General features: G+C 63.3%; 18 protein-coding genes. 9 read left to right on the forward strand and 9 right to left on the reverse strand.

The genetic code is table 11. The features are described from left to right. Positions 1–21: 21 nt before the first annotated feature. From purB to ACGK9R_RS12495, 5 genes are all read right to left on the reverse strand, one after another. Positions 22–1,407, reverse strand: coding sequence for an adenylosuccinate lyase (gene purB, locus ACGK9R_RS12475; protein ID WP_394581722.1), 1,386 nt, complete (start codon positions 1,405–1,407; stop codon positions 22–24). Between the two features lie 43 nt (positions 1,408–1,450). Next, entirely contained in the window at positions 1,451–2,092 is a 642-nt protein-coding gene (gene hflD, locus ACGK9R_RS12480) for a high frequency lysogenization protein HflD (protein ID WP_394581724.1), read from the reverse strand. Further along, complete coding sequence (gene mnmA / locus ACGK9R_RS12485) at positions 2,089–3,222, reverse strand: tRNA 2-thiouridine(34) synthase MnmA (protein ID WP_394581726.1); 1,134 nt, start codon at positions 3,220–3,222, stop codon at positions 2,089–2,091. The genes hflD and mnmA overlap by 4 nt, the downstream gene beginning before the upstream one ends. 70 nt (positions 3,223–3,292) lie before the next feature. Beyond that, a complete protein-coding gene (locus ACGK9R_RS12490) occupies positions 3,293–3,730 on the reverse strand; it encodes an NUDIX domain-containing protein (RefSeq protein ID WP_394581728.1) in 438 nt (145 codons plus the stop codon). Continuing rightward, positions 3,727–4,341, reverse strand: coding sequence for a pseudouridine synthase (locus ACGK9R_RS12495; protein WP_394581730.1), 615 nt, complete (start codon positions 4,339–4,341; stop codon positions 3,727–3,729). Before ACGK9R_RS12495 ends, ACGK9R_RS12490 begins: the two co-directional genes overlap by 4 nt. 221 nt (positions 4,342–4,562) lie before the next feature. Between ACGK9R_RS12495 and ACGK9R_RS12500 the strand changes: the two genes are divergently transcribed. The 3 genes from ACGK9R_RS12500 to clpA all read left to right on the forward strand — a co-directional run bounded on the left by ACGK9R_RS12500 (position 4,563) and on the right by clpA (position 9,807). Beyond that, complete coding sequence (locus ACGK9R_RS12500) at positions 4,563–6,797, forward strand: NADP-dependent isocitrate dehydrogenase (protein ID WP_394581732.1); 2,235 nt, start codon at positions 4,563–4,565, stop codon at positions 6,795–6,797. A 259-nt stretch (positions 6,798–7,056) separates the two neighbouring features. Continuing rightward, positions 7,057–7,365, forward strand: a complete 309-nt coding sequence (clpS, locus tag ACGK9R_RS12505) for an ATP-dependent Clp protease adapter ClpS (protein WP_394582032.1) — start codon at positions 7,057–7,059, stop codon at positions 7,363–7,365. A 165-nt stretch (positions 7,366–7,530) separates the two neighbouring features. Next, the gene (gene clpA / locus ACGK9R_RS12510; protein WP_394581734.1) at positions 7,531–9,807 is read left to right on the forward strand and encodes an ATP-dependent Clp protease ATP-binding subunit ClpA; all 2,277 of its coding nucleotides are present in this window, start codon (positions 7,531–7,533) and stop codon (positions 9,805–9,807) included. Positions 9,808–9,927: 120 nt separating this feature from the next. On the opposite strand, the gene infA is transcribed toward clpA, so the two are convergent. From infA to aat, 3 genes are all read right to left on the reverse strand, one after another. Next, on the reverse strand, positions 9,928–10,146 hold the full coding sequence (gene infA, locus ACGK9R_RS12515) for a translation initiation factor IF-1 (protein WP_007111068.1): 219 nt from the start codon (positions 10,144–10,146) through the stop codon (positions 9,928–9,930). Between the two features lie 172 nt (positions 10,147–10,318). Then, the gene (locus tag ACGK9R_RS12520) at positions 10,319–11,053 is read right to left on the reverse strand and encodes an arginyltransferase (RefSeq protein WP_394581737.1); all 735 of its coding nucleotides are present in this window, start codon (positions 11,051–11,053) and stop codon (positions 10,319–10,321) included. Between the two features lie 38 nt (positions 11,054–11,091). Then, positions 11,092–11,838 (reverse strand): leucyl/phenylalanyl-tRNA--protein transferase, encoded by a 747-nt coding sequence (gene aat, locus ACGK9R_RS12525; RefSeq protein WP_394581739.1) that lies wholly within the window; start codon positions 11,836–11,838, stop codon positions 11,092–11,094. 148 nt (positions 11,839–11,986) lie between these two features. On the opposite strand from aat, the gene ACGK9R_RS12530 reads away from it, so the two are divergent. Both ACGK9R_RS12530 and lolA read left to right on the forward strand, forming a co-directional pair. Then, positions 11,987–15,475 carry a DNA translocase FtsK 4TM domain-containing protein gene (locus ACGK9R_RS12530; protein WP_394581741.1) on the forward strand — a complete coding sequence of 1,163 codons (3,489 nt, stop codon included), beginning with the start codon at positions 11,987–11,989 and terminating at the stop codon, positions 15,473–15,475. A 180-nt stretch (positions 15,476–15,655) separates the two neighbouring features. After that, entirely contained in the window at positions 15,656–16,309 is a 654-nt protein-coding gene (gene lolA, locus ACGK9R_RS12535; RefSeq protein ID WP_394581743.1) for an outer membrane lipoprotein chaperone LolA, read from the forward strand. Positions 16,310–16,374: 65 nt separating this feature from the next. Here the strand turns inward: lolA and ACGK9R_RS12540 are convergent, their stop codons facing one another. Beyond that, positions 16,375–17,715 (reverse strand): replication-associated recombination protein A, encoded by a 1,341-nt coding sequence (locus tag ACGK9R_RS12540; protein ID WP_394581745.1) that lies wholly within the window; start codon positions 17,713–17,715, stop codon positions 16,375–16,377. Positions 17,716–18,026: 311 nt separating this feature from the next. On the opposite strand from ACGK9R_RS12540, the gene ACGK9R_RS12545 reads away from it, so the two are divergent. The 4 genes from ACGK9R_RS12545 (at position 18,027) to ACGK9R_RS12560 (ending at position 25,571) form a co-directional block, all read left to right on the forward strand. After that, on the forward strand, positions 18,027–18,572 hold the full coding sequence (locus ACGK9R_RS12545) for a hemerythrin domain-containing protein (protein ID WP_394581747.1): 546 nt from the start codon (positions 18,027–18,029) through the stop codon (positions 18,570–18,572). Between the two features lie 99 nt (positions 18,573–18,671). Then, positions 18,672–19,457, forward strand: coding sequence for a glutamate racemase (gene murI / locus ACGK9R_RS12550; RefSeq protein ID WP_394581749.1), 786 nt, complete (start codon positions 18,672–18,674; stop codon positions 19,455–19,457). Positions 19,458–19,494: 37 nt separating this feature from the next. Next, positions 19,495–20,601: a tRNA (uridine(54)-C5)-methyltransferase TrmA gene (gene trmA, locus ACGK9R_RS12555; protein ID WP_394581752.1), complete on the forward strand. Its 1,107-nt coding sequence runs from the start codon at positions 19,495–19,497 to the stop codon at positions 20,599–20,601. Between the two features lie 149 nt (positions 20,602–20,750). Further along, the gene (locus ACGK9R_RS12560; RefSeq protein ID WP_394581754.1) at positions 20,751–25,571 is read left to right on the forward strand and encodes an NAD-glutamate dehydrogenase; all 4,821 of its coding nucleotides are present in this window, start codon (positions 20,751–20,753) and stop codon (positions 25,569–25,571) included. Positions 25,572–25,633 lie beyond the last annotated feature (62 nt).

Consider the following 25,633-nt stretch of genomic DNA (forward strand, 5'->3'; position numbering starts at 1 on the left):
AACTCCTGGTGAGTCGGCGCGCTATAGCGCGTCGAGACGCGTTAGCAGCGCCTCGGCCTGGGCCTGGGCGTTGCCGATGTAGCTTGCCGGCGAAAGCGCCTTCAGCTCCTGTTTGACCTCGGCGGGCAGCTCGAGCGTGTCGATGAAAGCGGCAAAACCCGCCTGGTCGATACGCTTGCCGCGGGTCAGCTCCTTGAGCTTCTCGTAGGGCTTTTCGATCGCGTAGCGGCGCATTACGGTCTGGATCGGCTCGGCGAGCACTTCCCAGCTGTTGTCGAGGTCTTCGGCCAGGCGGGCCGGGTTGGCCTCGAGCTTGCCGATGCCCTTCAGGCTCGCGTGATAGCCGATCAGCGCGTAGGCGAGACCCACGCCGAGGTTTCGGAGCACCGTGGAGTCGGTCAAATCACGCTGCCAGCGCGAGATCGGCAGCTTCTGCGCCAGGTGGCTCAGCACCGCGTTGGCCAGGCCCAGGTTGCCCTCGGAGTTTTCGAAGTCGATCGGGTTGACCTTGTGCGGCATGGTGGAGGAGCCGATTTCGCCCTCCACGGTGCGCTGCTTGAAGTAGCCAAGCGAAATGTAGCCCCAGACGTCGCGGTCGAAGTCGATCAGGATGGTGTTGAAGCGCGCGAGCGCATCGAAAAGCTCGGCGATGTAGTCATGGGGTTCGATCTGGGTAGTGTAGGGGTTGAAGCGAAGGCCGAGCCCCTCGACGAAGGTTTGCGCGTTGGTTTCCCAGTCGATGTCGGGGTAGGTCGCGAGATGCGCGTTGTAGTTGCCCACCGCGCCGTTGATCTTGCCCAGCACTTCGACGGCCTCAACCTGCTTGAGCTGGCGCTTCAAACGATAAGCGACGTTGGCCATCTCCTTTCCAAGGGTCGTGGGGCTGGCGGTCTGGCCGTGGGTGCGCGAGAGCATCGGCGCCCCGGCGTGGGCCAGGGCGAGCCTGGCGATTTCGTCTGCCACCTGGTGCAGCGTGGGCAGCATGGCGTTCAGACCATCCTTGATCATCACGCCGTAGGAGAGGTTGTTGATGTCTTCACTGGTGCAGGCGAAGTGAATGAACTCGGTGACCGCGTGAAGCTCCGCGTTGCTCTCGATTTTTTCCTTGAGGAAATACTCCACCGCCTTGACGTCGTGGTTGGTGGTGCGCTCGATCTCCTTGATCCGCTCGGCGTCCGCCACGGAGAACTCGCTGATCAGCTGCTCCAGAAACGCGGTGGCGTCACTTGATAGCGCGCTGACCTCTTCGATGCCCTCGTGCTCGGCCAGGCGCTGCAGCCAGCGCACTTCGACGATTACGCGGGCGCGGATCAGGCCGAATTCGCTGAAGTGTTCCCGCAGTGCGGCAGCCTTGTCGGCGTAGCGGCCATCGACGGGGGAGAGGGCGGTCAAAGCGGTGAGTTGCATGGCAGGTGTCCAAAAGTAAACGGAAGGTCTATATCGAGTGGGTCTAGCTGAAACGGTCGAGGGCGCGGCGCATCGCCTTGCGCTGGAACACGAGCTTCCAGCGCCGGCCACCCTGCTGGTGCCACAGAAGGCCAAAGCGTATGCCGCTCATCAGGCACGCCCGCACCCGCTCGGGCATCATGCGGGTCTGCAAAAGCGACGGGTCGCCCTGGACCACGATGCGGGTCTTGAACGTCGAGATCGTCTCCTGGTAGGTCTCGCCCAGGCTTGCGATGACGTTTTCGTGGGTCGGGCCGAAGCGCTCTGCCTGACGCTGCACGTGGGTGAGCTTTTCGCCCAGGGTATCCATCATCGCGGTATCGCTTCTCAGCTTGTTCATCAGCATCAGAAGCGAAAAGCCGTAGCGCAGCACCACCGGGTTCGCCTGCTTGCGCCCGGAGAGCGATTCGAGGGTGTCGAGACCGCGGCGCAGGTTGTTGGGGTGGCCGCCGTAGATCGCCTCGAAACTTGCCGGATTGGTATCGATCGTGGCGTTGATCAGGGTCTCCCAGGCGCGCGGCTCGACCTGGCCGGTACGGGCCAGCTCATCGACCAGGCTCGCCGCCTGAAACACACCGGCCAAAGCCAGCGTTTGGCGCGCGGAAGGGGAGTCCGGGGCGCGGTGAATCGGCGTGGTCGAATTCATGCCGCCGCCTCGGCAACGTTCCAGGTCGCGCTGATCACGCCGCCCCCCAGGCAGACGTCGCCATCGTAAAGCACCAGCGACTGGCCCGGGGTGACCGCCCACTGCGGGTCATCGAAGATCACCTCGACGCTGCCGTCGTCGCGGGTGCGCACCCGGCACGGGCAGTCGCTCTGGCGATAGCGCGTCTTCGCCGTGAAGCGGCCCTCGGCTACCGGCGCCTGGCCCGCTACCCAGTCCATCGCCTCGGTAGCAAGCGCGTTGGTATAGAGGTGCGCGTCGCTCTTGCCCTGAACCACGGTGAGCACGTTGCGATCGAGATCCTTGCCCGCCACGTACCAGGGCTCCTCGGAGTAGTTGGCCAGGCCGCCGATGCCGAGCCCCTGGCGCTGGCCCAGGGTGTAGTACATCAAGCCCATGTGCTCGCCGATCACGTCACCCTCGGCGGTTTCGATCTTGCCTGGCTGCGCGGGCAGGTACTGCTGCAGGAAATCCTTGAAGCGGCGCTCGCCGATGAAACAGATGCCGGTGGAGTCCTTCTTCTTCGCCGTGACCAGATCGTGCTCCAGGGCCAGGGCGCGCACCGCGGGCTTTTCAAGCTCGCCCACGGGGAAGAGCGTTCGGGCGATCGCCGCCTCTGGCACCGCGTGCAGGAAATAGCTCTGGTCCTTGTTGGTATCGAGGCCTTTCAACAGCCGCGGGCGGCCGTCGCGCTCGCCGCGGCGCACGTAGTGGCCGGTGGCGATCAGCTCGGCGCCGAGCATTTCAGCGTAGTCGAGGAATACCTTGAACTTGATTTCCCGGTTGCAGAGGATGTCCGGATTGGGCGTGCGCCCGGCCTTGTACTCTTCGAGAAAGTGTTCGAAGACGTTGTCCCAGTACTCGGCGGCAAAATTGGCGGTATGAAGCTTGATACCGAGCTTCTCGCATACGGCCTGGGCGTCGGCCAGGTCTTCTTTAGCGGTGCAGTACTCGGTGCCGTCGTCCTCGTCCCAGTTCTTCATGAACAGGCCTTCGACCTCATAACCCTGTTGCAATAGCAGAAGCGCCGAGACCGACGAGTCGACGCCACCGGACATGCCGACGATCACTTTGGTCGGCGCGCCGGTTGCGGTATTGGGTGTGGATGTCATCGCCATCCTCGTAAAGTGGTGTTCAGTTGGCCGCGATTATACACGATGCGGGCCAGGCGCTTCGAGTGGTTCACTCGCGGATCACACCAAGCGGGTAGTGGCGGCCGGCAAGCGCGTCGTCGATACGCTTTCGCACCAGTGGGCTACGCAGCCGGCTTTGGCACTCAAGGGATACGATCTCATCGAGGGTGAGCCAGTGCGTGGCCACGATGTCGGCATCGAGCGCGGTGCCAAGCCAGGTCTCCGGCGTGGCGATGAAACCGTGGCTGTGAAAGGTCTTCTCCGGGGTGTGAAACACCTCGAGGCCCAGGTAGTGGGTCAACCGCACCCGCCAAGCGGTCTCCTCTTCTACCTCGCGCAGAATCGCCGCCATCGGGCCTTCGCCGGGCTCGATATGTCCCGCCGGCTGGTTGAACAGCGTGTGCGGGCCGCCGCGCGCCTCCTCGACCATCAGAAAGCGCCCGCGCTGCTTGATCACGCAGGCGGCGGTGGTGCGCAGTATTTTCATGAGCGGCCTCCACGGCGCGGCGCTCGTTTTGCCCGCGGCCGGGCCGAGCGGGGAGCGGGTGTTTGCGGGGCGTGCAGGGTTTCGCTGCGCCACTGCCCCGGTGCCAGGGTGTCGAGGCGCCAGGCACCGATGGCGGCGCGCACCAGCCGCAGCGTGGGAAAGCCGACGTGGGCGGTCATGCGCCGTACCTGGCGGTTGCGCCCCTCGGTAATGGTGAGCTCGAGCCAGCTGGTGTGCGGGTGGCGTTTGGGGTCCACCGGCGGCGTTCGTTCGACGATCGGCGGGGTTGCGATGCGCCGCGCTTTGGCAGGCCGGGTCGGGCCATCCTTGAGCGTAATGCCTTTTCGCAGCGCTTCGAGTGCGGCGTCGTCGATCTCGCCTTCGAGCTGGACCCAGTAGGTCTTGGACTGTTTGTGGCGCGGGTGGGCGATCTGGTGAATGAGCGCGCCGTCATCGCATAAAAGCAGAAGCCCTTCGGAGTCGTAGTCGAGCCGGCCCGCGGCGTAGACGCCCGGCACGTCGATGACGTCAGCGAGCGTGGCGCGCCCTTCATGATCGGTGAACTGGGACAGCATCCGGTAGGGCTTGTGCAAAAGATACAGCGTGCTCATCGGGGTCTCGCGTGGCGGGGTGAATTTGTCGACAATCGCATAAAGGAGTAAAGTGCTGCGCTGAATTACACAAATACTAAACGTTATGATGACACTATCGTCATGGCGTCGCTTGCATGAAGCGCTTTGATTCGTGGCCAAGCGCCAAGCTTTGTTCTGGCTTTGCACCATCGAGCCGCCTGGAAATTTTTAGTCACCGCGAGAAACGAGGTTAACGCACAATGTCCGAAACGCCGAAGATCATCTATACGCTGACCGACGAAGCCCCCGCGCTTGCAACCTATTCGCTGCTGCCTATTATCGATGCGTTCACCGACTCCGCCGGTATCGTCGTCGAAACCCGCGATATCTCCCTGGCGGCGCGCGTGCTGGCGCAATTTCCCGACCGCTTGAGCAGTGAGCAGCGCGTCAGCGACGATCTCGCCGAGCTGGGTACGCTTGCCACCACGCCGGAAGCCAACATCATCAAGCTGCCCAACATCAGCGCCTCCGGGCCGCAGCTGAAGGCCACGATCAAGGAGCTCAAGAGTCAGGGGTATGACCTTCCGGACTACCCGGACGAGCCGCAAAACGACGAAGAAAAAGCGATCAAGGCGGCCTACGACAAGGCCAAGGGCAGCGCGGTGAACCCGGTGCTGCGTGAAGGCAACTCGGATCGTCGCGCGCCGAAGTCGGTCAAGAACTACGCGCGCAAGTACCCGCACCGTATGGGCGAGTGGAGCAAGGAGTCCGACTCCCACGTGGCCCACATGAGTGAAGGCGACTTCTACGGCAGCGAGCAGTCCGCAATCATCAAGGCCGACGGCAAGCTCAAGATCGAGCTCAAGCAAAAAGACGGTAACAGCACCGTTTTGAAAGAAGGTCTGGCGGTGAAGGAAGGCGAGGTGGTCGACGCTGCTTTCATGAGCAGCCGCAAGCTGCGTAACTTCATCGACAGCGAAATCAAGGATGCCAAAAAGCGCGGCATTCTTTTCTCGCTGCATCTGAAGGCCACCATGATGAAGGTATCCGACCCGATCATGTTCGGTATCGTGGTCGAGGAGTTTTACAAGGACGTGCTCGACAAGCACGCCGATGCCCTGAAAAAAGCCGGCTTCAACCCGGCCTCGGGCCTGGGCGATCTTTACAGCTCGATCGAAAAGCTGCCTTCCGAGCAGAGTGAGGCGATCAAGTCCGATATCGACGCGCTGTATCAAGAGCGCCCGCCGATGGCGATGGTCAACTCCCACAAGGGCATTACCAACCTGCACGTGCCGTCGGACGTGATCATCGACGCCTCCATGCCGGCGATGATTCGCGACTCCGGCAAGATGTGGAACGCAAACGATGAGCTGCAGGACGCCAAGGCGGTGATTCCGGATCGCTGCTACGCTACGATCTACCAGAGCGTGATCGAGGACTGCAAGAAGCACGGCGCCTTCGATCCGACCACCATGGGCTCGGTGCCCAACGTCGGCCTGATGGCGCAGAAGGCCGAGGAGTACGGCTCTCACGACAAGACCTTCCACATTCCTGCTGACGGCACCGTCGTGGTGACCGACGAAAACGGCCAGACACTGTTCAGCCACGATGTGGAAGCCGGCGACATCTGGCGCATGTGCCAGACCAAGGACGCGCCGATCAAGGATTGGGTCAAACTCGCCGTCAACCGCGCGCGCGAAAGCGACACTCCGGCGCTGTTCTGGCTCGACGCCAACCGCGCCCACGATGCCAAGCTGATCGAGAAGGTCGAAACCTACCTCAAGGATCACGACACCGAAGGCCTGGACATTCGCATCCTGGCGCCGGTCGACGCGATGCAGGTGTCGCTCGAGCGCATTCGCAAGGGCGAAGACACCATTTCGGTCACCGGTAACGTGCTGCGCGACTATCTGACCGACCTGTTCCCGATCATGGAGCTGGGTACCAGCGCCAAGATGCTGTCGATCGTGCCGCTGATGAACGGCGGCGGCCTGTTCGAAACCGGCGCCGGCGGCTCCGCTCCCAAGCACGTCGAGCAGCTGGTCGAGGAGAACCACCTGCGCTGGGACTCACTCGGTGAGTTTCTGGCGCTGGCCGCGTCGCTCGAGCACCTGGGCCGCACCTTCGACAACCAGCGCGCCACGGTGCTGGCGAATGCCCTCGACGAGGCCAACGGCAAGTTCCTCGACAGCAACAAGTCGCCGTCGCGCAAGACCGGCGAGATCGACAACCGCGGCAGCCACTTCTATCTGGCGCTGTACTGGGCCGAGGCGCTCGCCGCCCAGGACCAGGATGCGGAGCTTAAAAAGCTCTTCACCGATCTGGCGAAGACCCTGCGCGACAAGGAGGCCGCCATCATGGGCGAACTCAACGGCGCCCAGGGCAAGTCGGTCGAGCTCAAGGGTTACTTCCACCCGGACCGTGAGTTGGCAAGTAAAGCGATGCGTCCGAGCTCTACGTTCAACGACGCGCTGGCGCTGGTCGCCAAGGGCTAACGCTCATCCTTAAAGCGCATACCCTCGTCCGCTCGGCGGGCGGGGGTTTTTTGTGTGCCCCGGTATGATAATTTTGTCTTTTCCATGAACCCTTGCTGAACTCGGGCGTCTTAAAGCAAGCCTGCTTGCCATATCATTCGCCTGTCAGCACAGAGACGTAACGCGACGCACCATGCCCAATTTCGAGATGCTCAATGTCGAACCCAACTTTGAAAGCCCTTGCCTGAATACGCTGAGTTCGGGCACGACGCGCCCGGGGATGCCCGAGCATGACGACGACCTGGACGTGCAGACGGCCAAACCCGAGCTCGCCCAGCCGCCGCTTTATAAGGTCGTGCTGCATAACGACGACTACACGCCGATGGAGTTCGTCATCGAAGTACTGCAAGGCTTTTTCAACATGAACAACGAAAAAGCCGTCGAAATCATGCTCGCCGTGCACACCCAGGGCAAAGGAACCTGCGGTATTTTTACGCGCGACATCGCTGAAACCAAGAGTCATCAGGTCAATGAATACGCCCGCGAATGCGAGCATCCGCTGATGAGCGACATCGAAGCCGCCAACTGATTAGCGCCCGCCGCGAGCCGCGCGGCCGCGTTGAAAAAAAGTGGCAGGTGGGCTTGCAAGCGGGGCATTTGTACCCGATGTTGAAAGTGCCGGTCGATTAAACTGATCCGACGCAAGTCCCGGGTGTCAATCACCGCCCTGGAAAGTAGCGAAAAGGGGACTGCCATGCTGAGCAAAGAACTTGAACTGACCCTGAACACGGCGTTTACCGTGGCTCGCTCGAAGCGCCACGAGTTCATGACCGTCGAACACCTGCTTTTAGCACTTCTGGATAACGCTTCGGCGATCGATGTGCTCAAGGCGTGCGGGGCCAACCTCGACAAGCTGCGGTCCGATCTGCAGGATTTCATCAATTCGACGACCCCCCTGATTCCCGAAGGCCAGAGCGAGCGCGAAACGCAGCCCACGCTCGGCTTTCAGCGCGTTCTTCAGCGCGCGGTTTTCCACGTTCAGTCGTCGGGTAAAAGCGAAGTCAGCGGCGCCAACGTGCTGGTGGCCATTTTCTCCGAGCAGGAGAGCCAGGCCGTCTACTTCCTCAAGCAGCAAAACGTGGCGCGAGTCGACGCCGTCAACTATATCGCCCACGGTATTTCCAAGGTATCAGGTCACAATCCCTCCAACGCCTCTTCTCAGCAGGAGGGTGACGACGTGGAAGAAGCCAGCGCCGAAGGCGGTGCCCATCCTCTGACCGGCTACGCGACCAACCTCAACGAGCAGGCGCGCCTTGGCAAGATCGACCCGCTGATCGGGCGCGATCATGAGCTCGAGCGCGTGGTGCAAATTCTGGCGCGCCGGCGCAAGAACAACCCGCTGCTGGTGGGTGAAGCCGGCGTGGGCAAGACAGCGATCGCCGAGGGCCTGGCCAAGCGCATCGTCGAAGAGGATGTGCCGGACGTCATCGCCGACGGCGTCGTTTACTCCCTCGATATGGGCGCGCTGCTCGCCGGTACCAAGTACCGCGGCGATTTCGAAAAGCGCCTGAAAAGCCTGCTGGGCGAGTTGAAAAAGCAGCCCAACGCGATTCTCTTCATCGACGAGATTCATACCGTGATCGGCGCGGGTGCCGCCTCCGGCGGCGTCATGGACGCCTCGAACCTGCTGAAACCGCTGCTCTCCTCTGGCGAGCTTCGCTGCATCGGCTCGACCACGTTCCAGGAGTTTCGCGGCATCTTCGAAAAGGATCGGGCGCTTGCACGGCGCTTCCAGAAGGTCGACGTGCCGGCGCCGTCGGTGGACGACACCATCAAGATTCTCAAGGGCTTGCGCTCGCGCTTCGAGGAGCATCACGAGCTCAAGTACACCGACGGAGCGCTCGAAAGCGCCGCGCGGCTGGCGGATCGCTACATCAACGACCGCCACCTGCCGGACAAGGCGATCGACGTGATCGACGAAGCCGGCGCGCACCAGCGTATGCTGCCTTCCGAGATGCGCGTCGACACCATCGATGTCGATCAGGTCGAAGCGGTCGTCGCCTCGATCGCGCGCATTCCGCCGAAGAGCGTATCGAGCTCGGATCGCAAGCTGCTCGAGAAGCTCGATCGTGACCTCAAGATGCTGGTGTTCGGTCAGGACGAGGCGATCGACTCGCTGTCCGCCGCCATCAAGCTCTCCCGCGCCGGTCTCAAGGCGCCGGACAAGCCGGTGGGAAGCTTCCTGTTCGCCGGCCCCACCGGGGTGGGCAAGACCGAAGTGGCCAAGCAGCTTTCGCACATCATGGGTATTGATCTCGTGCGCTTCGACATGTCCGAGTACATGGAGCGCCACACGGTGTCACGGCTGATCGGCGCGCCGCCCGGCTACGTCGGCTACGACCAGGGCGGGCTTCTGACCGAGGCGGTCAACAAGCAGCCGCACTGCGTGCTGCTGCTCGACGAGATCGAGAAGGCGCACCCGGAAGTGTTCAACCTGCTGCTGCAGGTGATGGATCACGGCCGTCTGACCGACAATAACGGTCGCGAAGCGGACTTCCGCCACGTGATTCTGATCATGACGTCGAACGCCGGTGCCGAACAGGCGTCGCGCCGCTCGATCGGTTTCCAGACGCAGGATCACTCGACGGACGCCATGGAAGTGATTCGCCGCACCTTCTCACCGGAGTTCAGAAACCGCCTGGACGGCATCATCCAGTTCCAGTCGCTGCCGGTATCGATCGTACGCAACGTGGTCGACAAGTTCCTGATCGAACTGCAGGCGCAGCTCGACGAGAAGCGCGTGCAGCTCGACGTGGACGACTCGGCCCGCGACTGGCTAGCGGACAAGGGCTACGACCCGGATATGGGCGCGCGCCCCATGGCCCGCCTGATTCAGGAAAAGCTGAAAAAGCCGCTGGCCGAAATGATCCTGTTCGGCGAGCTGGCCGAGCACGGCGGCACGGTACATGTGAGTCTGGAAGCCGGGGAGCTTTCGCTTTCGACCGAAGCTGAGCTGGCCGATGCACCCTGACGCTTGAGACGACGCATACGACTCGTTACAGCGCCCTGTCATTGACGGGGCGTTGTCGTTTAAAGGCGCCGTAGAAGGGAACTCGTTACCTCAAGGACACGAGGTACCGAGACTGGGCGTTTAACGCGAACGGTAAACGATACGACCCTTGGAAAGATCGTAGGGGGTCAGCTCGACCTTGACCTTGTCGCCGGTCAGAATGCGGATGTAGTTCTTGCGCATCTTGCCGGAGATATGCGCGGTCACGACGTGGCCGTTTTCGAGCTCGACACGAAACATGGTGTTGGGAAGGGTATCAACAATGACGCCTTCCATTTCGATATGGTCTTCGCGTGCCATATAGGCAAATCCTCACTTATTGAACATCGTCGGTGGCCGGCCCGATTGGTGGGGCGGCGCACATGATTTGAGCCAGCCCGCGGGTGACAGGGGCCATGCAGTTTACAAGTGCTGCGTAATCAGCGCTATATTGTGCCGCAAGGCTGGCGTCAAGGCAAAAAAGCGCGTCGATTTACACGATCAACGGGCGCCAGCGGCGTCCGTCGAGCACCTCGAGCGGTGAAAACGCCTGCTTGTAGCGCATCTTTCGACACTCTTCGATCCAATAGCCGAGATAAAGATGGCCAAGCCCCTCTTCCTGGCACAGCGCGATCAGGCGCAGGATGGCGAGTGTCCCGAGCGATCGTTTGTCGAGCGCCTCGTCCACACCAAAGAAGGTGTAGATCGCTGAAAGCCCGTGTTCCAAGCGATCAAAAGCGGCGACGCCGATCAGCGTCGACTCCCAGTACATCTCCATGAAATGGGCGTAGGGCTCGTCGAGGGTCAGGAAGGTGCGGTACTGCTCCTGGCTTGGCGGGTACATGTCGCCGTCGCTGTGGCGCTCGCGAATATAGCGCGCGTAAAGCGCGTAGTGCGAAGGCTCAAAGCGCGCGGGTACGATGCGCGTGGTGATCTCGGCGTTACGCCGCAGGATCTTGCGCTGGGTGCGGTTGGGTGTGAACTGCGCCACCGGAATGCGCACCGAGCGGCACGCCTGGCAGCCGTCACAGTGCGGGCGGTAAAGATGACGGCCGCTGCGGCGAAAGCCCAACAGCGACAGCGCATCGTAAACGCCGCTCGCCGGCGCCTGTTTCGGGTCGAGGAACAGCGTGGTCGCTTGTTGGCCGGGCAGGTAGCTGCAGCCGTGGGGCACGGTCAGGAAAAAGCGTAGATCGTGGACCGGGGTGCGCGAGGCGCTGCTGCTCACGGCTCTCTCCTTGTAAGGCGCTGGTAAAGCGAGAAACGCTACCGGCTCTCCTGGATGGAAATGGCCCCGAGCCAGGGCGCGGCGGGAACGATGGGCCGGGCCGGGTCATCTTCGTAGAAGCCGAACGCATTCGTCGGCAGCCACTGTTCAAGATAGCTTACGAATGTCCTGCGGGCGATGGACGCGGCGCCCAGCCGCTCGAGATGCGGCGTGTGCATCTGGCAGTCGATCAGCTTGCCGCCGTTTTCCGCCATGGCGCGCGCCAGGTGCGCCAGGGCGACCTTGGAGGCGTCCGCCGCGCGTGAGAACATCGACTCGCCAAAAAACACCGGCCCCATGGCCAGGCCATAGAGCCCGCCGACCAGTTCGCCTTCGCGGTGTACCTCGATGCTGTGGGCAACCCCCAGGCGGTGCAGCCGCTGGTAGGCGGCGCGCATCTCCGGGTTGATCCAGGTCTCCGGCTCGCCCTGGCGCGGCGCGGCGCAGGCGTCGATCACCGCATCGAAGTGTTGATTCAGCGTCACGCGAAAGCCACCATTGCGCAGCCGCTTGGCAAGGCTTCGCCGCAGTTTGAAGCGCTCGGGTTCGAGCACCATGCGCGGGTCGGGGCTCCACCAGAGCACCGGGTCGTCGTCGCTGTACCAGGGAAATATACCCAGGCGATAGGCCTCGACGAGCCAGGCGGGGGTGAGCTCGTCGCCGGCGGCGAGCAGGCCGTTGGGGGTTTCCAGCGCGCTGGCCGTATCCGGAAAGGCGGGCAGGGGCGATGAAAGCCAGGCCAGCATGGCAGACTCCTCGAATTCAAAATGGGCAGCGCCTGGCCACTTTTTAGTCAACGGCAAACGACAAGCGCTGTGATGGCGAAAGGATGCTCGGTATGATGCAAACTCGCAAGTGGATTAACGACGCCACCAGGTGTAAAGGGAGAATCGCTTGAAAGTAAACAAGACGGTAGACAAGCGAACGCAGGGCGGTTCGCGTCGACCTTCATCGTCGGCCCAGTCGGCTCGCGTCAAGGCCGCCAGGGACAAGGCGCGGCGTTTCGGGCTGCGCCTACAAGGCTCCATGCGTGAAGGCGTGGTGGTGGTACTGCTGGCGGTGTGCGTATTTTTATTGTTGGCCCTTTTCAGCTATCAACCGGAAGACCCGGGCTGGTCCTACCAGGGGCCGGAAACCGACGTGCGCAACTGGATGGGCCCGGTCGGCGCCTGGCTTGCCGATGTGCTCTACTCGCTTCTGGGGGCAAGCGCCTTGTGGTGGCCGGGCATGTTCGGCTTCGCCGCCTGGTGGCTGATGCGCTCGCGCCAGGTGCGCTTCGAGATCGACGCGGTCGCCATCGCGGTGCACGCCGGGGGCCTGGTACTCTTGATGTTCGGCACTACCATGCTCGGCGCACTTCACTTTTATCACCCGCAAAGCATTCTGCCCTACGCCTCCGGCGGCATCCTGGGTGAAGGGCTGGTCGGCACCCTGCGCCCGCTGGTGGGCAGCGGCGGGGTGGGGCTAATCGCCGCCGCGCTGATTCTGATTGGCTTTCCGCTGTTTACCGGGCTCTCCTGGCTGAACGTGGCCGACGAGCTCGGTAAACGCTTCTGCCGGATTGGCGCTGGCTTTCGCGCGCGCCGCGCGAAGGCCAAACAAAAGCGTGAAGAGCGCGCCTCGATCAAGGCCGCCTCCAGGGAGGCGACGCGCAAGTTCAAGGAGCGCACCCGCCGCGAGCGCGAAGCCGAACAGGATCGCGAGGCCGCCGAGTTCGAGGCACAGCGAGACGCCGAACGCGCGCCCGAGCCCCAGAGCGCCCAGCCCCGCGAAGGCGGGCGCCGCGAGCCGCGCATGATGGCCGCGTTCGACGAGCCCGAGAGCGCCGCCGAGACCACCGATACTTCGATCCCCTGGGAGGCCACGGCAAAGCGCTATACGCCGCCGGAAAAAGCCCAGCCAGCGGCGCCGGAGAAGGCGACATCCCGCGCCGAACCCGCGCCCGCCAGAGCCGCTCGCGCCGAGCCGACGCTCTCCGGCGCGTTCGAAGCCGAGAACGCAGACCAGGCTGTCGAAACGCCGGCCGACAAGCGTCCGGCCGATCAGACTCCAGCCGTGGGAAAAACGCCGGTAGAAGACGCGCCGGTAGAGCAGACTTCGGTAGAACAGACGCCGGTGAAAGAGGCTTCCCCGGAGGAGATGCCCGCCGAGCAAGTGCCGGTAAGCCAGGCGCCGAAAGAGTCGGCTGCGCTCGACGATACTCTGGAAGAAAAGCCCTCTGAGGAACGTTTCCAGAAAGAACCGGCCCCGGAAGAAGACAGCGAGAAAGAGCAGGCGTCGGTCGAACCCGCGTTCAGCCAGAGCTCGCAGCAGCCTGAAGAGCCCGAGAACGACGAGCCGCCGCGCCCGGTAGCGGCCGAGCCCACTCCCTGGGCGCCGGTTCAGCCCTCCGTCGAGCGCGATACCTCAGCGACCGAGCCCGAGCCCGAGCCCGAAGCGCCAGCCGAGCAGGCCACGCCCTGGCACGCAGCGGCCCAAACCGAGGAGGCGCCGCTGGCGCTTCGCGCCTCAAGGCGCGACGAGGAGCCGACCTCAGAGACGCGCTTTTTCATCGACGAGCCCGAGCAGGACGAAGCGCCGAGCGAGTCTGATAGCGCCGCGCGCGCGGCGGTGGCTTCCCGCGAGCAAGCCAGTGCCGGCGTGCCGGCGTTCGAGACACCCAGGCGCGTGCCGGAAGTGGTGCCCGAGCCGGTCTGGGAAGAGGACGAGGAGATCGAGCCGGCACCAGCCCCCACCCCTGCGCCGGCAGCCCCGCGCGAGGCGCGTCAGGAGCCGACCTTTGCCGACCCGGTCGAGCCGGAGCCGGAAAGCGGCCCTACGCTCTGGACCGTGGAGCATCTTCAGAACCAGCGTCCGGCGTTCGAAACCTTCGATGAGCCCGAGGGCACGGTGCCGAGCCTTCAACTGCTGACGCCGCCGGAGCCCTACCAGCCCAACTACACCGACGAGGAGCTGGCCAATATGGCCGAGCTTCTGGAGGTGCGCCTGCGCGATTACGGCGTCAAGGCGGACGTGGTCGACACTTGGCCTGGCCCGGTGATCACGCGCTTTGAAATCAAGCCGGCACCCGGCGTGAAGGTCTCCAAGATCAGCAACCTGGCCAAGGACCTGGCGCGCTCGCTGATGGTCAAGAGCGTGCGCGTGGTCGAGGTGATTCCCGGGCGGCCCACGGTCGGCATCGAGATTCCCAACCCGCACCGGGCAATGATCCGCCTGCGCGAAGTGATCGACTCCGACCGCTACCAGCAGGAGAGTTCGCCGCTCACCATGGCGCTGGGCCAGGACATCGGCGGCGGCCCGGTGGTGGCGAATCTGGGCAAGATGCCGCACCTTCTGGTGGCCGGCACCACCGGTTCGGGCAAGTCGGTCGGGGTCAACGCCATGCTGATTTCGATGCTGTTGAAGGCAACGCCGGACGAGCTCAAGCTGATCATGGTCGATCCGAAAATGCTCGAGCTTTCGGTGTATGACGGCATTCCCCACCTGCTGGCGCCGGTGGTCACCGACATGAAGGAGGCCGCCAACAGCCTGCGCTGGTGCGTGGCGGAAATGGAGCGGCGCTACAAGCTGATGGCGGCGATGGGCGTGCGCAACATCGCCGGCTTCAACTCGCGTCTGGACGAGGCCGAGCGCGCCGGCGCCCAGGTGGCGGACCCGCTCTGGGAGCCGCAGCCCTGGGAGATGCACCAGACGCCGCCAGTACTCGAAAAGCTGCCCTATATCGTGGTGGTGATCGACGAGTTCGCCGACATGTTCATGATCGTGGGCAAGAAGGTCGAGGAGCTGATCGCTCGCCTGGCTCAAAAAGCCCGCGCCGCCGGTATCCACCTGATTCTCGCGACCCAGCGCCCGTCGGTGGACGTGGTGACCGGCCTGATCAAGGCGAACATTCCCTCGCGCATGGCGTTCCAGGTCTCCTCGCGCATCGACTCGCGCACGATTCTCGACCAGGGCGGCGCCGAGAGCCTTTTGGGTCACGGCGACATGCTCTACCTGCCGGCGGGCTCCGGGCCGCCCAACCGCGTCCACGGCGCCTTCGTCGATGACGACGAGGTGCACCGTGTGGTCGAGGATTGGAAGCGCCGCGGCGAGCCCGACTACATCGACGAAATTCTTTCCGGTGGCGTGTCGGCGGACGCGCTCGCCGGGCTCGAGGCGGAAGGCGGCGACGGTGATGACGCCGAGCAGGACGCGCTTTACGACGAGGCGGTGCAGTTCGTCACCGAGACGCGCAAGGCGTCGATCTCCTCGGTGCAGCGCCGCTTCAAGATCGGTTACAACCGCGCCGCGCGGCTGGTCGAGGCAATGGAAGGCGCCGGCGTAGTCTCCTCGATGGGCGGCAACGGTTCGCGGGAAGTGCTCGCGCCGCCACCGGTGGGGTAATAGCGTTTCAATCGTGCAACAAGCGTGAAAGTCGCGCCCAGGGTGAAACCCCGCGGCGCGACCGGCGTCTGAGTGTGGACACAGGGACGTTCCGGTCCAAATATCGAATACCATTCATCGAATACGATCGCGGCATGTTGATGTGCCGCCATTTGGCAACACTGTTTGGGGAGTAAGGTAATGAGCGAAACCGATACGCGACGTGGTTCTTCACTGGCGCTGGCTGCAAGCGCTCTGGGGCTCACGTTCACCGCACCGATGGCGTTTGCCAACGACGCCGCCGAGCGGCTCACCGAACGGCTGGAACCGCTCCAGAGCTACCAGGCTTCCTTCGAGCAGATGATCAGCGGCAGCGGCGGCGAGCGCCTTCAGGACGCCCGCGGTGAAATGTGGCTGTCGCGTCCGGGGATGCTGCGCTGGGAAGTGGAAGCGCCGTACTCCCAGGTGGTGGTGTCCGACGGCAGCGAGGTCTATCTCTATGACCCGGACCTCGAGCAGGTCACGGTGCAGGCGATGGACAACCGCGTCTCCCACACCCCGGCGCTGCTACTCTCGGGAAGCGCTTATGATCTGACCGAAAACTTCGACGTTTCCTACGCCCAGGAAGGCCGCGAAGATGTCTTCACCCTGGTGCCGACCTCCAACGACACGCTGTTCGAGGAGCTCTCCATGGTGTTCGAAGGCGAGACCCTGAGCGAGCTGATGATGACCGACAGCACCGGCCAGCGCACGCTGATCACCTTTAATGACATCGTCCAGAATGGCCGCATCGATCGCAGCCTGTTCGATTTCGAGATTCCGGACGGTACCGACGTCATCCGCGAAACCTATTGAGCCCACGCCCCGGAAGGCCGGGGCGCCCCCGTTCAGAGACCGCGAGTCTTCTCTTTTAGAGCCAATCAGGCGCTGCCCGGCGCCTGATTGGCTTCTTCGTCTTTGGCCGCCCGCCAGGCCATGATCTCGGCAAAGCGCTTCTCCTGGCCAAACGGGCTGGGTTCGAAAAAGCGCGCCTTGGGTAGCTCGGCTGGCCAGCAGTCGTGGGCGTCACCGGCCGGGTAGCCGTCGGGTTCGCTGTGGGCGTAGCGGTAGCCGTCGCCGTGGCCGAGCTCCTCCATCAGTTTGGTCGGGGCGTTGCGCAGGTAGTTGGGCACGTCTACCTGGGGCTGGCTTTTGACAAACGACTGCGCCGCCTTCCAGGCGCGTTCGATACGGTTGCTCTTGGGCGCTACCGCCAGGTGGATAGCGGCGTGGGCAATCGCCCGCTGGCCCTCGTAGTCGCCCAGGCGCAGGTAAGCGTCCCAGGCGGCGATCACCAGCGGCAGCGCCCGCGGGTCGGCGTTACCCACGTCTTCCGAGGCGATGGCGCAAAGTCTTCGCACCACGTCCAGCGGGTCGCCGCCGCCCTGAATGAAGCGCGCCATGTACAAAAGCGCGGCGTCCGGGCGCGAGGAGCGAATCGACTTGTGAATCGCCGAAAGCAGGTCGTAATAGGCGTCGCCCTGCTTGTCGAAAGCGCTGGACTGGTGGCCGATCACATCCCAAAGCGCCTCTTTATAGAGCACCTCGCGCTCGCCTTCACGCTGGGTGAAGTCGCAGGCGGTTTCGAGTAGTCCAAGCGCCCGCCGGGCGTCCCCCGCGGCGGCGCGGGCCAGCGCTTCAAGCACGCCGGGTGCGGTCTCGATGGCGCGGCGGCCAAGCCCGCGCTCGCTGTCTTCCAGTGCCTGGCGCATCACGTCGATCAGCTCGTCGTCGGTGAGCGACTTCAACACGTAGACCCGCGTGCGCGACAAAAGCGCCGAATTGACCTCGAAGGAGGGGTTCTCGGTGGTCGCGCCGATCAGGGTCACAAGCCCGGATTCGACGTGGGGCAGAAGCGCATCCTGCTGGCTCTTGTTGAGCCGGTGGATCTCGTCGAGAAACAACAGTGTCTGCGTTTTGATCTGGCGGGCGCGCTCGACCACCGCGCGAATCTCCTTGACTCCGGCCATCACCGCGCTTAGCTGTTCGAGCTGGGCGCCGGAGGCGCGCGCCAGAAGCTCGGCCAGGGTGGTCTTGCCCACGCCCGGCGGGCCCCACAGGATCATCGAGCGCACCGTTTGCGACTCGGCCATCTGCTTGAGCGGTTTTCCGGGGCCGACCAGCGCCTGCTGGCCCACGTAGTCATCGAGGTGGCGAGGGCGCATGCGAAAGGCCAGCGGTGCGCCTTCGCCAAGCGCTGGGGCACTGTCAAAAAGGTCCATGTTCACTTCCGTGGTCGGTGGGCGTTAGTAGATCCGGCGTTTTGCGCCAGAACGCCATGCTATGGTAAAGCGCGTAGTAGCAGGCTACCTTTGGACGTACGCCTGTTTGAAACATTCTGGTTGCAACAGGCTCTTTTGAGTACACCCTCTTTTGAGATCATGTTATTTCTGAAGGGCGCTTTTTTGAAATACGTTTGGCCTGAAACTCGCTACGTGTTCGGTGGCATCATCACTGCAGGTCATCCATTTAGTAGATAGCGCTGGCCAGTCGCTCAAGGCGCAAGGCTCGACAACCACTTGAGGAGTTTGTCATGTTAACTCAACTGCGTATGGATCACGCCAACATGGCGCGCATGCTTCACGTGCTGCAGCTCAAGAAGAAAACGCTGGACCAGGGCGAGCGACCCAATTTCAAGCTCATGCGTGAAGTGGTGGACTACATTCTTGCCTACATGGACGAATTCGCCATGCCGCTGGAGAAGATCTGTGTCGAGCGCCTCGAGCAGAAGGCGCCGGAGGATCTGCCCTTCATGGAGAAAATGGCCGAGGACTACCGCCAGCTCAAGCCAACGCTTGCACAACTCTCCGACGATATCGACATGATCCTGATGGACAACGTGCTACCGATGGATCGCTTCGCCCAGGACTTGAGCGCCTACCTCGAGGCCCACCGCACCTATCTTCGCCACGAGCGCGAACACCTCTTTCCGCTGATCGACAAATACTTCACCGCCGAGGACATGGAAGAGCTTCGCCAAGCGCTGCCGGACAAGGCGCAGCAGGAGCTCCAGCGGCTTCAGGACGACTACCCGGAGCTCTACGCCGAGCTCAACAACGCCGAGGTTCCGAACGTCTGATCGCTGTCGCGCTCGATGCGTTCGGGCGTGTTAAACTGACGCCTTTTTCACCCGGAGGGCGTTCGTGGTCAACTCACTTCAAGGCCCGAGCGGGGTGCCATGAGCGGCCCCGTGCTGATTTTCGACTCCGGCGTGGGCGGGCTTTCGGTGGCCCGCTCGCTTGCGACGAGCTACCCCGATATCGCCCTTTGCTACGCCTGCGACAACGCCTGGCTGCCTTACGGTCTGCGCGATGACGTCACGCTCGCCGCTCGCATTCTGACGGTGTGCCAGGCGGCGGTACGCGCCTGCCAAGCGAGCATGCTGGTGGTGGCCTGCAATACCGCCAGCACCCTGGCGCTCGAAGGGCTTCGCCAGGCGCTGGACATTCCTGTCATCGGCACGGTGCCTGCCATCAAACCCGCTGCACTTGCCAGCCGTACTCGGCATATCGGGCTTCTGGCGACCCGCGCTACGGTTCATCGCCCCTACACCCAGGATCTGATCGAGCGCTTCGCCGGCGATTGCCTGGTGACCCGCGTGGCCGCCGATGCGCTGGTGACCGAGGCCGAGGCTTGGCTTGGCGGCAGAGGGGTCGATGAAACACGCCTGAACGCCGCGCTCGCGCCGCTCTGGCAGGCCGCGCAGGCGCCTTGCCCGCTCGATACCGTGGTGCTCGGCTGTACCCATTTTCCGCTCTTGAAGCCCGTGCTCGCGCGCCTGGCCCCCAAACCGCTTGGCTGGATCGACTCCGGCGACGCCATTGCCCGCCGCGTGGTCGACGTCGCACCGCCCGGCACCGGACCGGCGGATGGGCGCTGCTTTACTACCGCAGATGCCCGGCATCTGCGCCGTGCGTTCAATGACTTCGGCTTCGAGCCCCCGCAACCTCTGCTTCTGCCCTGAATTTGGGGCGTTGCGTCTGATTTCACAAGGAGCCGCTTTGGCCATTCCCGCTGTCGACCCGCACCGCTACGACGAGCAGCTCGCCGAGAAGCGCGCGTTCGTCGAAGAGCTTTTTACGCCGTTCTCGCCCCCCGCGCTCGAGGTGTATCCTTCACCGCCCGAGCAGTACCGCCAGCGCTGCGAGTTTCGTATCTGGCACGACGGCGACGATCTCTTCTACGCCATGTTCGAGGTCAACCCGGATGACCCGAAGGATAAAAAGGTCGTGCGGCTGGATCAGTACGCGGTGGCGAGCCCGCGCATCAACGAGCTGATGCCCCAACTGCGCGAGGCGTTTTTGCAAAGCGATACGCTAAGGCGGCGGCTTTTCCAAGTGGAGTTTCTGACCACGCTCTCCGGCGAGGCGCTGGTGACGCTTATTTACCATCGGCCGCTGGACGAGGCCTGGGAGCGCGAGGCGCTCGAACTGGAAACCGCGCTTGGCATCATGATCATCGGCCGCTCGCGTAAGCAGCGGCTGGTGTTGACCCGCGACCACGTCTGGGAGCGTCTCACGGTGAACGGGCGTACGCTCGACTACCAGCAGGTCGAGAACAGCTTTACCCAGCCCAACGCGCATATCTGCCAGTCGATGCTCGCGTGGGCCCAGGACGTTACCGCTAACCAGCGCGCGCGCGACCTAGTCGAGCTTTACTGCGGCAACGGCAACTTCACCATGGCGCTTGCCGGCAACTTTCGTCAGGTGCTCGCCACGGAAATTTCTCGCACCTCGGTGGCAAGTGCTAACGTTAATGTAGAAGCCAACGGCATCGACAACGCGGTCGTGGCGCGGATGTCTGCCGAGGAGTTTTCGCTGGCGCTGAAAGGCGAGAAGAGCGGGCGCCGGGTCGCCGAGATGGCGCTTGATGGCTACGACTTTTCGACCGTGCTGGTGGACCCGCCGCGGGCGGGGCTCGACGAGCAGAGCTGCGCGCAGATCAGCGAGTACGAGCGGATCGTCTATATTTCATGCAACCCGGCAACGCTTGCCGACAACCTGTCGGTGCTGACGAAGACCCACGACATTCAGCGCTTTGCGCTATTTGACCAGTTTCCGTTTACCCACCACTGTGAATGTGGCGTGATGCTGACGCGGCGCAAGTAGGGCGATGCGAAAACGACATACTCCATAAGCAAGTTGGCAGATGGTTAGTGAGCCGCGCCTGGTTAGCGTAAGCTTGCCGGCATGGCGGCCCAAAGGCCCATTATTGTTCATTTTTTTGGCCTTACCGGCCGAGGCAGACGAGGTGATGGATGCACAACGTTGCGAGTGACGAAAGTCGGCAGGATCTTTTAAAACAGCTGCAGGAACGCCTGGAGGCGCAGCTGGGGCCGGAGCGCGCGGAATACATCAAGGCGTTTGCCCGCCACTTCTACGCCACCGTGCCCTTCGAGGATCTCGTCGACCGTCGGCCGGACGATCTTTACGGCGCCACGCTTTCGATCTGGCAGTTTCTCCAGCACCACGACCCGGAAAGTCCGAAGGTGCGCATCTTCAACCCGGATTTCGAAGAGGATGGCTGGCAGTCCCACCACACCTTCGTGGCCGTACTGCACGAGGACATGCCGTTTCTGGTCGACTCGGTGCGCATCGAACTCAATCGCCGAGGCTTGACCGTTCACGCGATCCAGAACGCGGTGTTCGCCGTGGCCCGCGACGGCCACGACCGGCTCGAGAACCTGACCACGCCGCGCGCGGAGAACGCCCCGGAGGCGCGCGAGTCGCTGATCGTGATCGAGGTGGATCGCCAGACCGACCGCGAGGCGCTGGCGAGCATGGAAGAGAAGCTCAACAACGTGCTGCGCGACGTGCGCACCGCGGTGGCCGACTTCGACCCCATGCGTGATCAGATTACCGAAGCGATTGCGGAGCTCGAGAAGAACTGCCCGCCGCAGATCGACCCGGACGACCACGAAGAGGCCATCGCCTTTCTCGAGTGGCTTTTGAAGGACAACTTCACCTTCCTGGGTTACGACGAGTACCGACTCAGCGGCGGGGAGCTCGAGCGCGACCCGGACAGCGTGCTGGGCGTTTTCCGCCTCAATCAGGCGCGCTATCGCGAGCGTATCCGCACCAAGGAGGGGGTCGATGAAAGCGGCTTCGTACTGGTGCCGCAGCTTTTATCGTTTGCCAAGAGCGCCCATCACAGCCGCGTGCACCGCCCGACCTACCCGGACTACATCACCGTCGACCGTTACGACGACGATGGTAACGTGATCGGCGAGCGGCGCTTTTTCGGCCTGTTCACCGCCACGGTCTACAACGAGTCGCCGCGCAACATTCCGCTTCTGCGCCGCAAGCTCAAGGCGGTGATGGATATCGCCGGCTTCAACCCGCGCGGGCATAACGGCAAGCAGCTTTTACAGATTCTCGAAGTCTTCCCGCGTGACGATCTGTTCCAGATCGACACCGTGCAGCTTGCCGAAACGGCCCAGGGCATTCTCAACATTCGCGAGCGCCGCCAGGTGCGCCTGTTCATCCGCACCGACGTTAGCGGCAAGTTCTACTCATGCCTGGTGTTCGTGCCGCGCGACGTCTTCTCCACCGACCTTCGCCAGCGTATTCAGACCATGCTCTGCGAGGAGCTCGACGCTCGCTTTGGCGACTTCAACACCTACCTGTCGGAGTCGGTGCTGGCGCGGATTCAGCTGATTCTGCGCTTCAAGGGCGACGAGCCGAGCCGTTTCGATCCCAAGCGGCTCGAGAACAAGGTGGCCCGGCTTTCGCGCAGCTGGCGCGACGAGCTTCATGAGGCGATGATCGAAGGTTTCGGCGAGGAGCGCACCAACGCGCTGATGGAGCACTTCCAGCAGGCGTTTTCCGCCAGCTACCGTGAGGACTTCAGCGCGCGCACCGCGGTGTTCGACATGCAGCACCTGCTGGCGCTCAGCGGCGAGCGCAAGCTGTCGCTGTCGCTCTATCGTCCGATGGACGAGCACGCCGGCGGCATGAACCTGAAGCTTTATCACCGCGATCATCAGATCCCGCTCTCCGATGTGCTGCCGATGATGGAGAACTTGGGGCTTCGCGTGCTGGGCGAGCGCCCCTACGACATCCATGGCCCCAAATCGCGCTACTGGATTCACGACTTCGAGCTCGAGCACGTGCGCAGCGGCGTCGACATGAGCCAGATGCGCGAGATCTTCACCGAGGCCTTTACGCGTATCTGGACCGGCGAAGCGGACAACGACACCTACAACCGGCTGGTGCTGAGCGCGGGCCTGGACTGGCGCGAAGTCGCGATGCTGCGAGGCTACGCTCGCTATCTCAAGCAGATTCGCTTTGGCATGTCTCAGGACTATATCGCCGCGACCCTTGCCAACTACCCGATGATCACCCAGGCCCTGGTGGAGCTGTTCAAGCAGCGCTTCGACCCGGCCGCCGACTCCCACGACACCCGGGCCTGCGAAGAGCGCCTGAGCGAGTATCTCGACGGCGTGGCGAGCTTGAGCGACGACCAGCTGCTGCGGCGTCTCATGGAGCTGATCAAGGCGACGCTTCGCACCAACTACTATCAGAAAAACGCGCAGGGCGAGTACAAGGAGTACATCGCCTACAAGCTCGACCCCTCGAAAGTCACCGGCATTCCCAAGCCGCGCCCGGCGTTCGAGATATTCATGTGCTCGCCGCGGGTCGAAGGCGTGCACCTGCGCGGCGGCAAGGTTGCCCGCGGCGGGCTACGCTGGTCCGACCGGCTGGAGGATTACCGCACCGAGGTGCTGGGGCTGGTCAAGGCGCAGCAGGTGAAGAACTCGGTGATCGTGCCGGTAGGGGCGAAAGGCGGCTTCGTGTGCAAGCGCATGCCGGAAAACGCCGACCGCGAAACGACCCAGAACGAGGGCATCGCCTGCTACCAGACGTTCATCCGCTCGCTGCTCGATTTGACCGACAACCTCGACGGCAGCCGCGTGGTGCCACCCAAGGACGTGGTACGCCACGACGATGACGACACCTACATGGTGGTGGCAGCGGACAAGGGCACCGCGTCGTTTTCCGACTACGCCAACGCCATTTCGCTCGAGTACGGCCACTGGCTCGGCGACGCCTTCGCTTCCGGCGGTGCCAACGGCTACGACCACAAGAAGATGGCGATCACCGCGCGCGGCGCCTGGGAGTCGGTCAAGCGCCACTTCAAGAACCTGGATCTCGACACCCAGCGCGACCCGTTCACCGTGGTCGGCATCGGCGACATGGCCGGCGACGTGTTCGGCAACGGCATGCTGCTCTCGGACAAGATAAAGCTGGTGGGCGCGTTCAACCACCTGCACATCTTCATCGATCCGCACCCGGATACCGACGCCTCCTTCGCCGAGCGAAAGCGCCTGTTCGACATGGGCCGCTCGAGCTGGGAAGACTACAGCCAGGAACTGATCTCCCAAGGCGGCGGCGTGTTCAGCCGCAGCGCGAAGTCGATCACCATCACCGACGAGATGCGCGAGGTCTTCGGCATCGAGGCCGACAGGCTATCGCCTGCCGATTTGATCAACGCCATGCTCAAGGCCCACGTCGATCTGATCTGGAACGGCGGCATCGGCACCTACGTCAAGAGCTTCGAGGAGTCCGATGCCGACGTCGGCGACAAGGCCAACGATGCGCTGCGCATCGACGGTCGCGAGCTCAACTGCCGCGTGGTAGGCGAGGGCGGTAACCTCGGCCTTACCCAGCGCGGGCGCATGGAAGCGGCGGCCAGAGGTGTGCGCGTTTACACCGACTTCATCGACAACGCCGGCGGGGTGAACTGCTCCGACCACGAGGTCAACATCAAGATATTGATCGACGAAGTGGTCAAGCGCGGCGACATGACCGAAAAGCAGCGCAACGAACTGCTGGCCGAGATGACCGACGAGGTCGCCGAGCTCGTCATTCGCGACAACTACCGCCAGACCCAGTCGATCGATCTTTCCGAGCTTCTGTCGCGCCAGGGCTCCGGGCCGTATCGGCGCTTCATCAGCGAGCTCGAAAGCGCCGGCCAGATCGATCGCGAACTCGAGTTTCTGCCCTCGGACGAGGTACTCAAGGAGCGCGCCAGCAACAGCGAAGGTATGCGCTTGCCGGAGCTTTCGGTGCTGATCTCCTACGCCAAGAGCACGCTCAAGGGCGATTTGATCAAATCCGACGTGCCGGACGACCCCTACATCGACCGCCACCTGGAGAATCTCTTCCCTTCAGTGCTGGTCGAGCGCTACCCGACCGAAATGTACGAGCACCGCTTGAAGCGCGAAATCGTGGCCACCCAGGTGGCGTGCGATCTGGTCGATCGCATGGGCATCGTCTTCGTGCGCCGGCTGATGGACTCGACCGGCGCGGGTCGTGCGGATATCGCCCGCGCCTACGTCATCGCCCGCGACGCGTTCAACCTCAAGCAGATCTGGAGCGAGATCGAGGCGCTGGACAACCAGGTACCCAGCCGCGTTCAGTACTCGATGATGCTCGATGTGATGCGTCTGACGCGCCGCGCCACGCGCTGGTTCGTACGCCAGCACATGGGCCTTTCGACCCAGGACGCCATCGAGTACTTCGGGCCACGCTTGGCCCAGCTGCAGGAAAGCATTGGCGATCTGCTCAGCGGCGAAGAGCAGGCCCAGTGGCAGGCGCGCCGCGATGAGCTCGTCGAGCAGGGCGTGCCCGAGGCGCTGGCCTCGAGCGTGGCCGGGGCGCCGAGTCTCTACGCGGGGCTCGGTATCATTCACGCGGCGCGCACCACCAACGAGAAACCCCAGCGCGTGGCCGAGGTGTACTACGAAATCGGCAGCCGGCTGGAGCTTCCCTGGATGACGCACCAGGTGACCCAGCTCGAGGTGCGCGACGCCTGGCAGGCCCAGGCGCGGGAAACCTTCCGCGACGACATCGACCGCCAGCAGCTGGCGCTGACCGTCAGCGTGTTGAAGCTCGACGCCGGCAGCCGCGATACCCAGGAACTGGTCGAGCAGTGGCTCGAGCAGCACGGTGATCTGCATCGCCGCTGGCGCCGGCTGATCGACGAAGTGCGCGGCGGCACCGACGGCGGCTTTGCGCTGTTCGCCGTGGCGGTGCGCGAACTGGTGGACCTGGCCGAAAGTGGCAGCGAAGGCTAACCGCCGGGTATTCTCGCTTGTATCGCGCCCCGCTCTGCGGGGCGCGTTTTTTTGTGCCTGCC

Source organism: Halomonas sp. HNIBRBA4712 (assembly GCF_043558675.1).
Classification (GTDB): Bacteria; Pseudomonadota; Gammaproteobacteria; order Pseudomonadales; family Halomonadaceae; genus Vreelandella.

Excerpts from the sequence above, each read along its gene's own strand:
- purB (WP_394581722.1), bottom strand. The coding sequence starts at position 1,407 with ATGCAACTCACCGCTTTGACCGCCCTCTCCCCCGTCGATGGCCGCTAC.
- hflD (WP_394581724.1), bottom strand. The coding sequence starts at position 2,092 with ATGAATTCGACCACGCCGATTCACCGCGCCCCGGACTCCCCTTCCGCG.
- mnmA (WP_394581726.1), bottom strand. The coding sequence starts at position 3,222 with ATGACATCCACACCCAATACCGCAACCGGCGCGCCGACCAAAGTGATC.
- ACGK9R_RS12490 (WP_394581728.1), bottom strand. The coding sequence starts at position 3,730 with ATGAAAATACTGCGCACCACCGCCGCCTGCGTGATCAAGCAGCGCGGG.
- ACGK9R_RS12495 (WP_394581730.1), bottom strand. The coding sequence starts at position 4,341 with ATGAGCACGCTGTATCTTTTGCACAAGCCCTACCGGATGCTGTCCCAG.
- ACGK9R_RS12500 (WP_394581732.1), top strand. The coding sequence starts at position 4,563 with ATGTCCGAAACGCCGAAGATCATCTATACGCTGACCGACGAAGCCCCC.
- clpS (WP_394582032.1), top strand. The coding sequence starts at position 7,057 with ATGCCCGAGCATGACGACGACCTGGACGTGCAGACGGCCAAACCCGAG.
- clpA (WP_394581734.1), top strand. The coding sequence starts at position 7,531 with ATGCTGAGCAAAGAACTTGAACTGACCCTGAACACGGCGTTTACCGTG.
- infA (WP_007111068.1), bottom strand. The coding sequence starts at position 10,146 with ATGGCACGCGAAGACCATATCGAAATGGAAGGCGTCATTGTTGATACC.
- aat (WP_394581739.1), bottom strand. The coding sequence starts at position 11,838 with ATGCTGGCCTGGCTTTCATCGCCCCTGCCCGCCTTTCCGGATACGGCC.
- lolA (WP_394581743.1), top strand. The coding sequence starts at position 15,656 with ATGAGCGAAACCGATACGCGACGTGGTTCTTCACTGGCGCTGGCTGCA.
- ACGK9R_RS12540 (WP_394581745.1), bottom strand. The coding sequence starts at position 17,715 with ATGGACCTTTTTGACAGTGCCCCAGCGCTTGGCGAAGGCGCACCGCTG.
- ACGK9R_RS12545 (WP_394581747.1), top strand. The coding sequence starts at position 18,027 with ATGTTAACTCAACTGCGTATGGATCACGCCAACATGGCGCGCATGCTT.
- murI (WP_394581749.1), top strand. The coding sequence starts at position 18,672 with ATGAGCGGCCCCGTGCTGATTTTCGACTCCGGCGTGGGCGGGCTTTCG.
- ACGK9R_RS12560 (WP_394581754.1), top strand. The coding sequence starts at position 20,751 with ATGCACAACGTTGCGAGTGACGAAAGTCGGCAGGATCTTTTAAAACAG.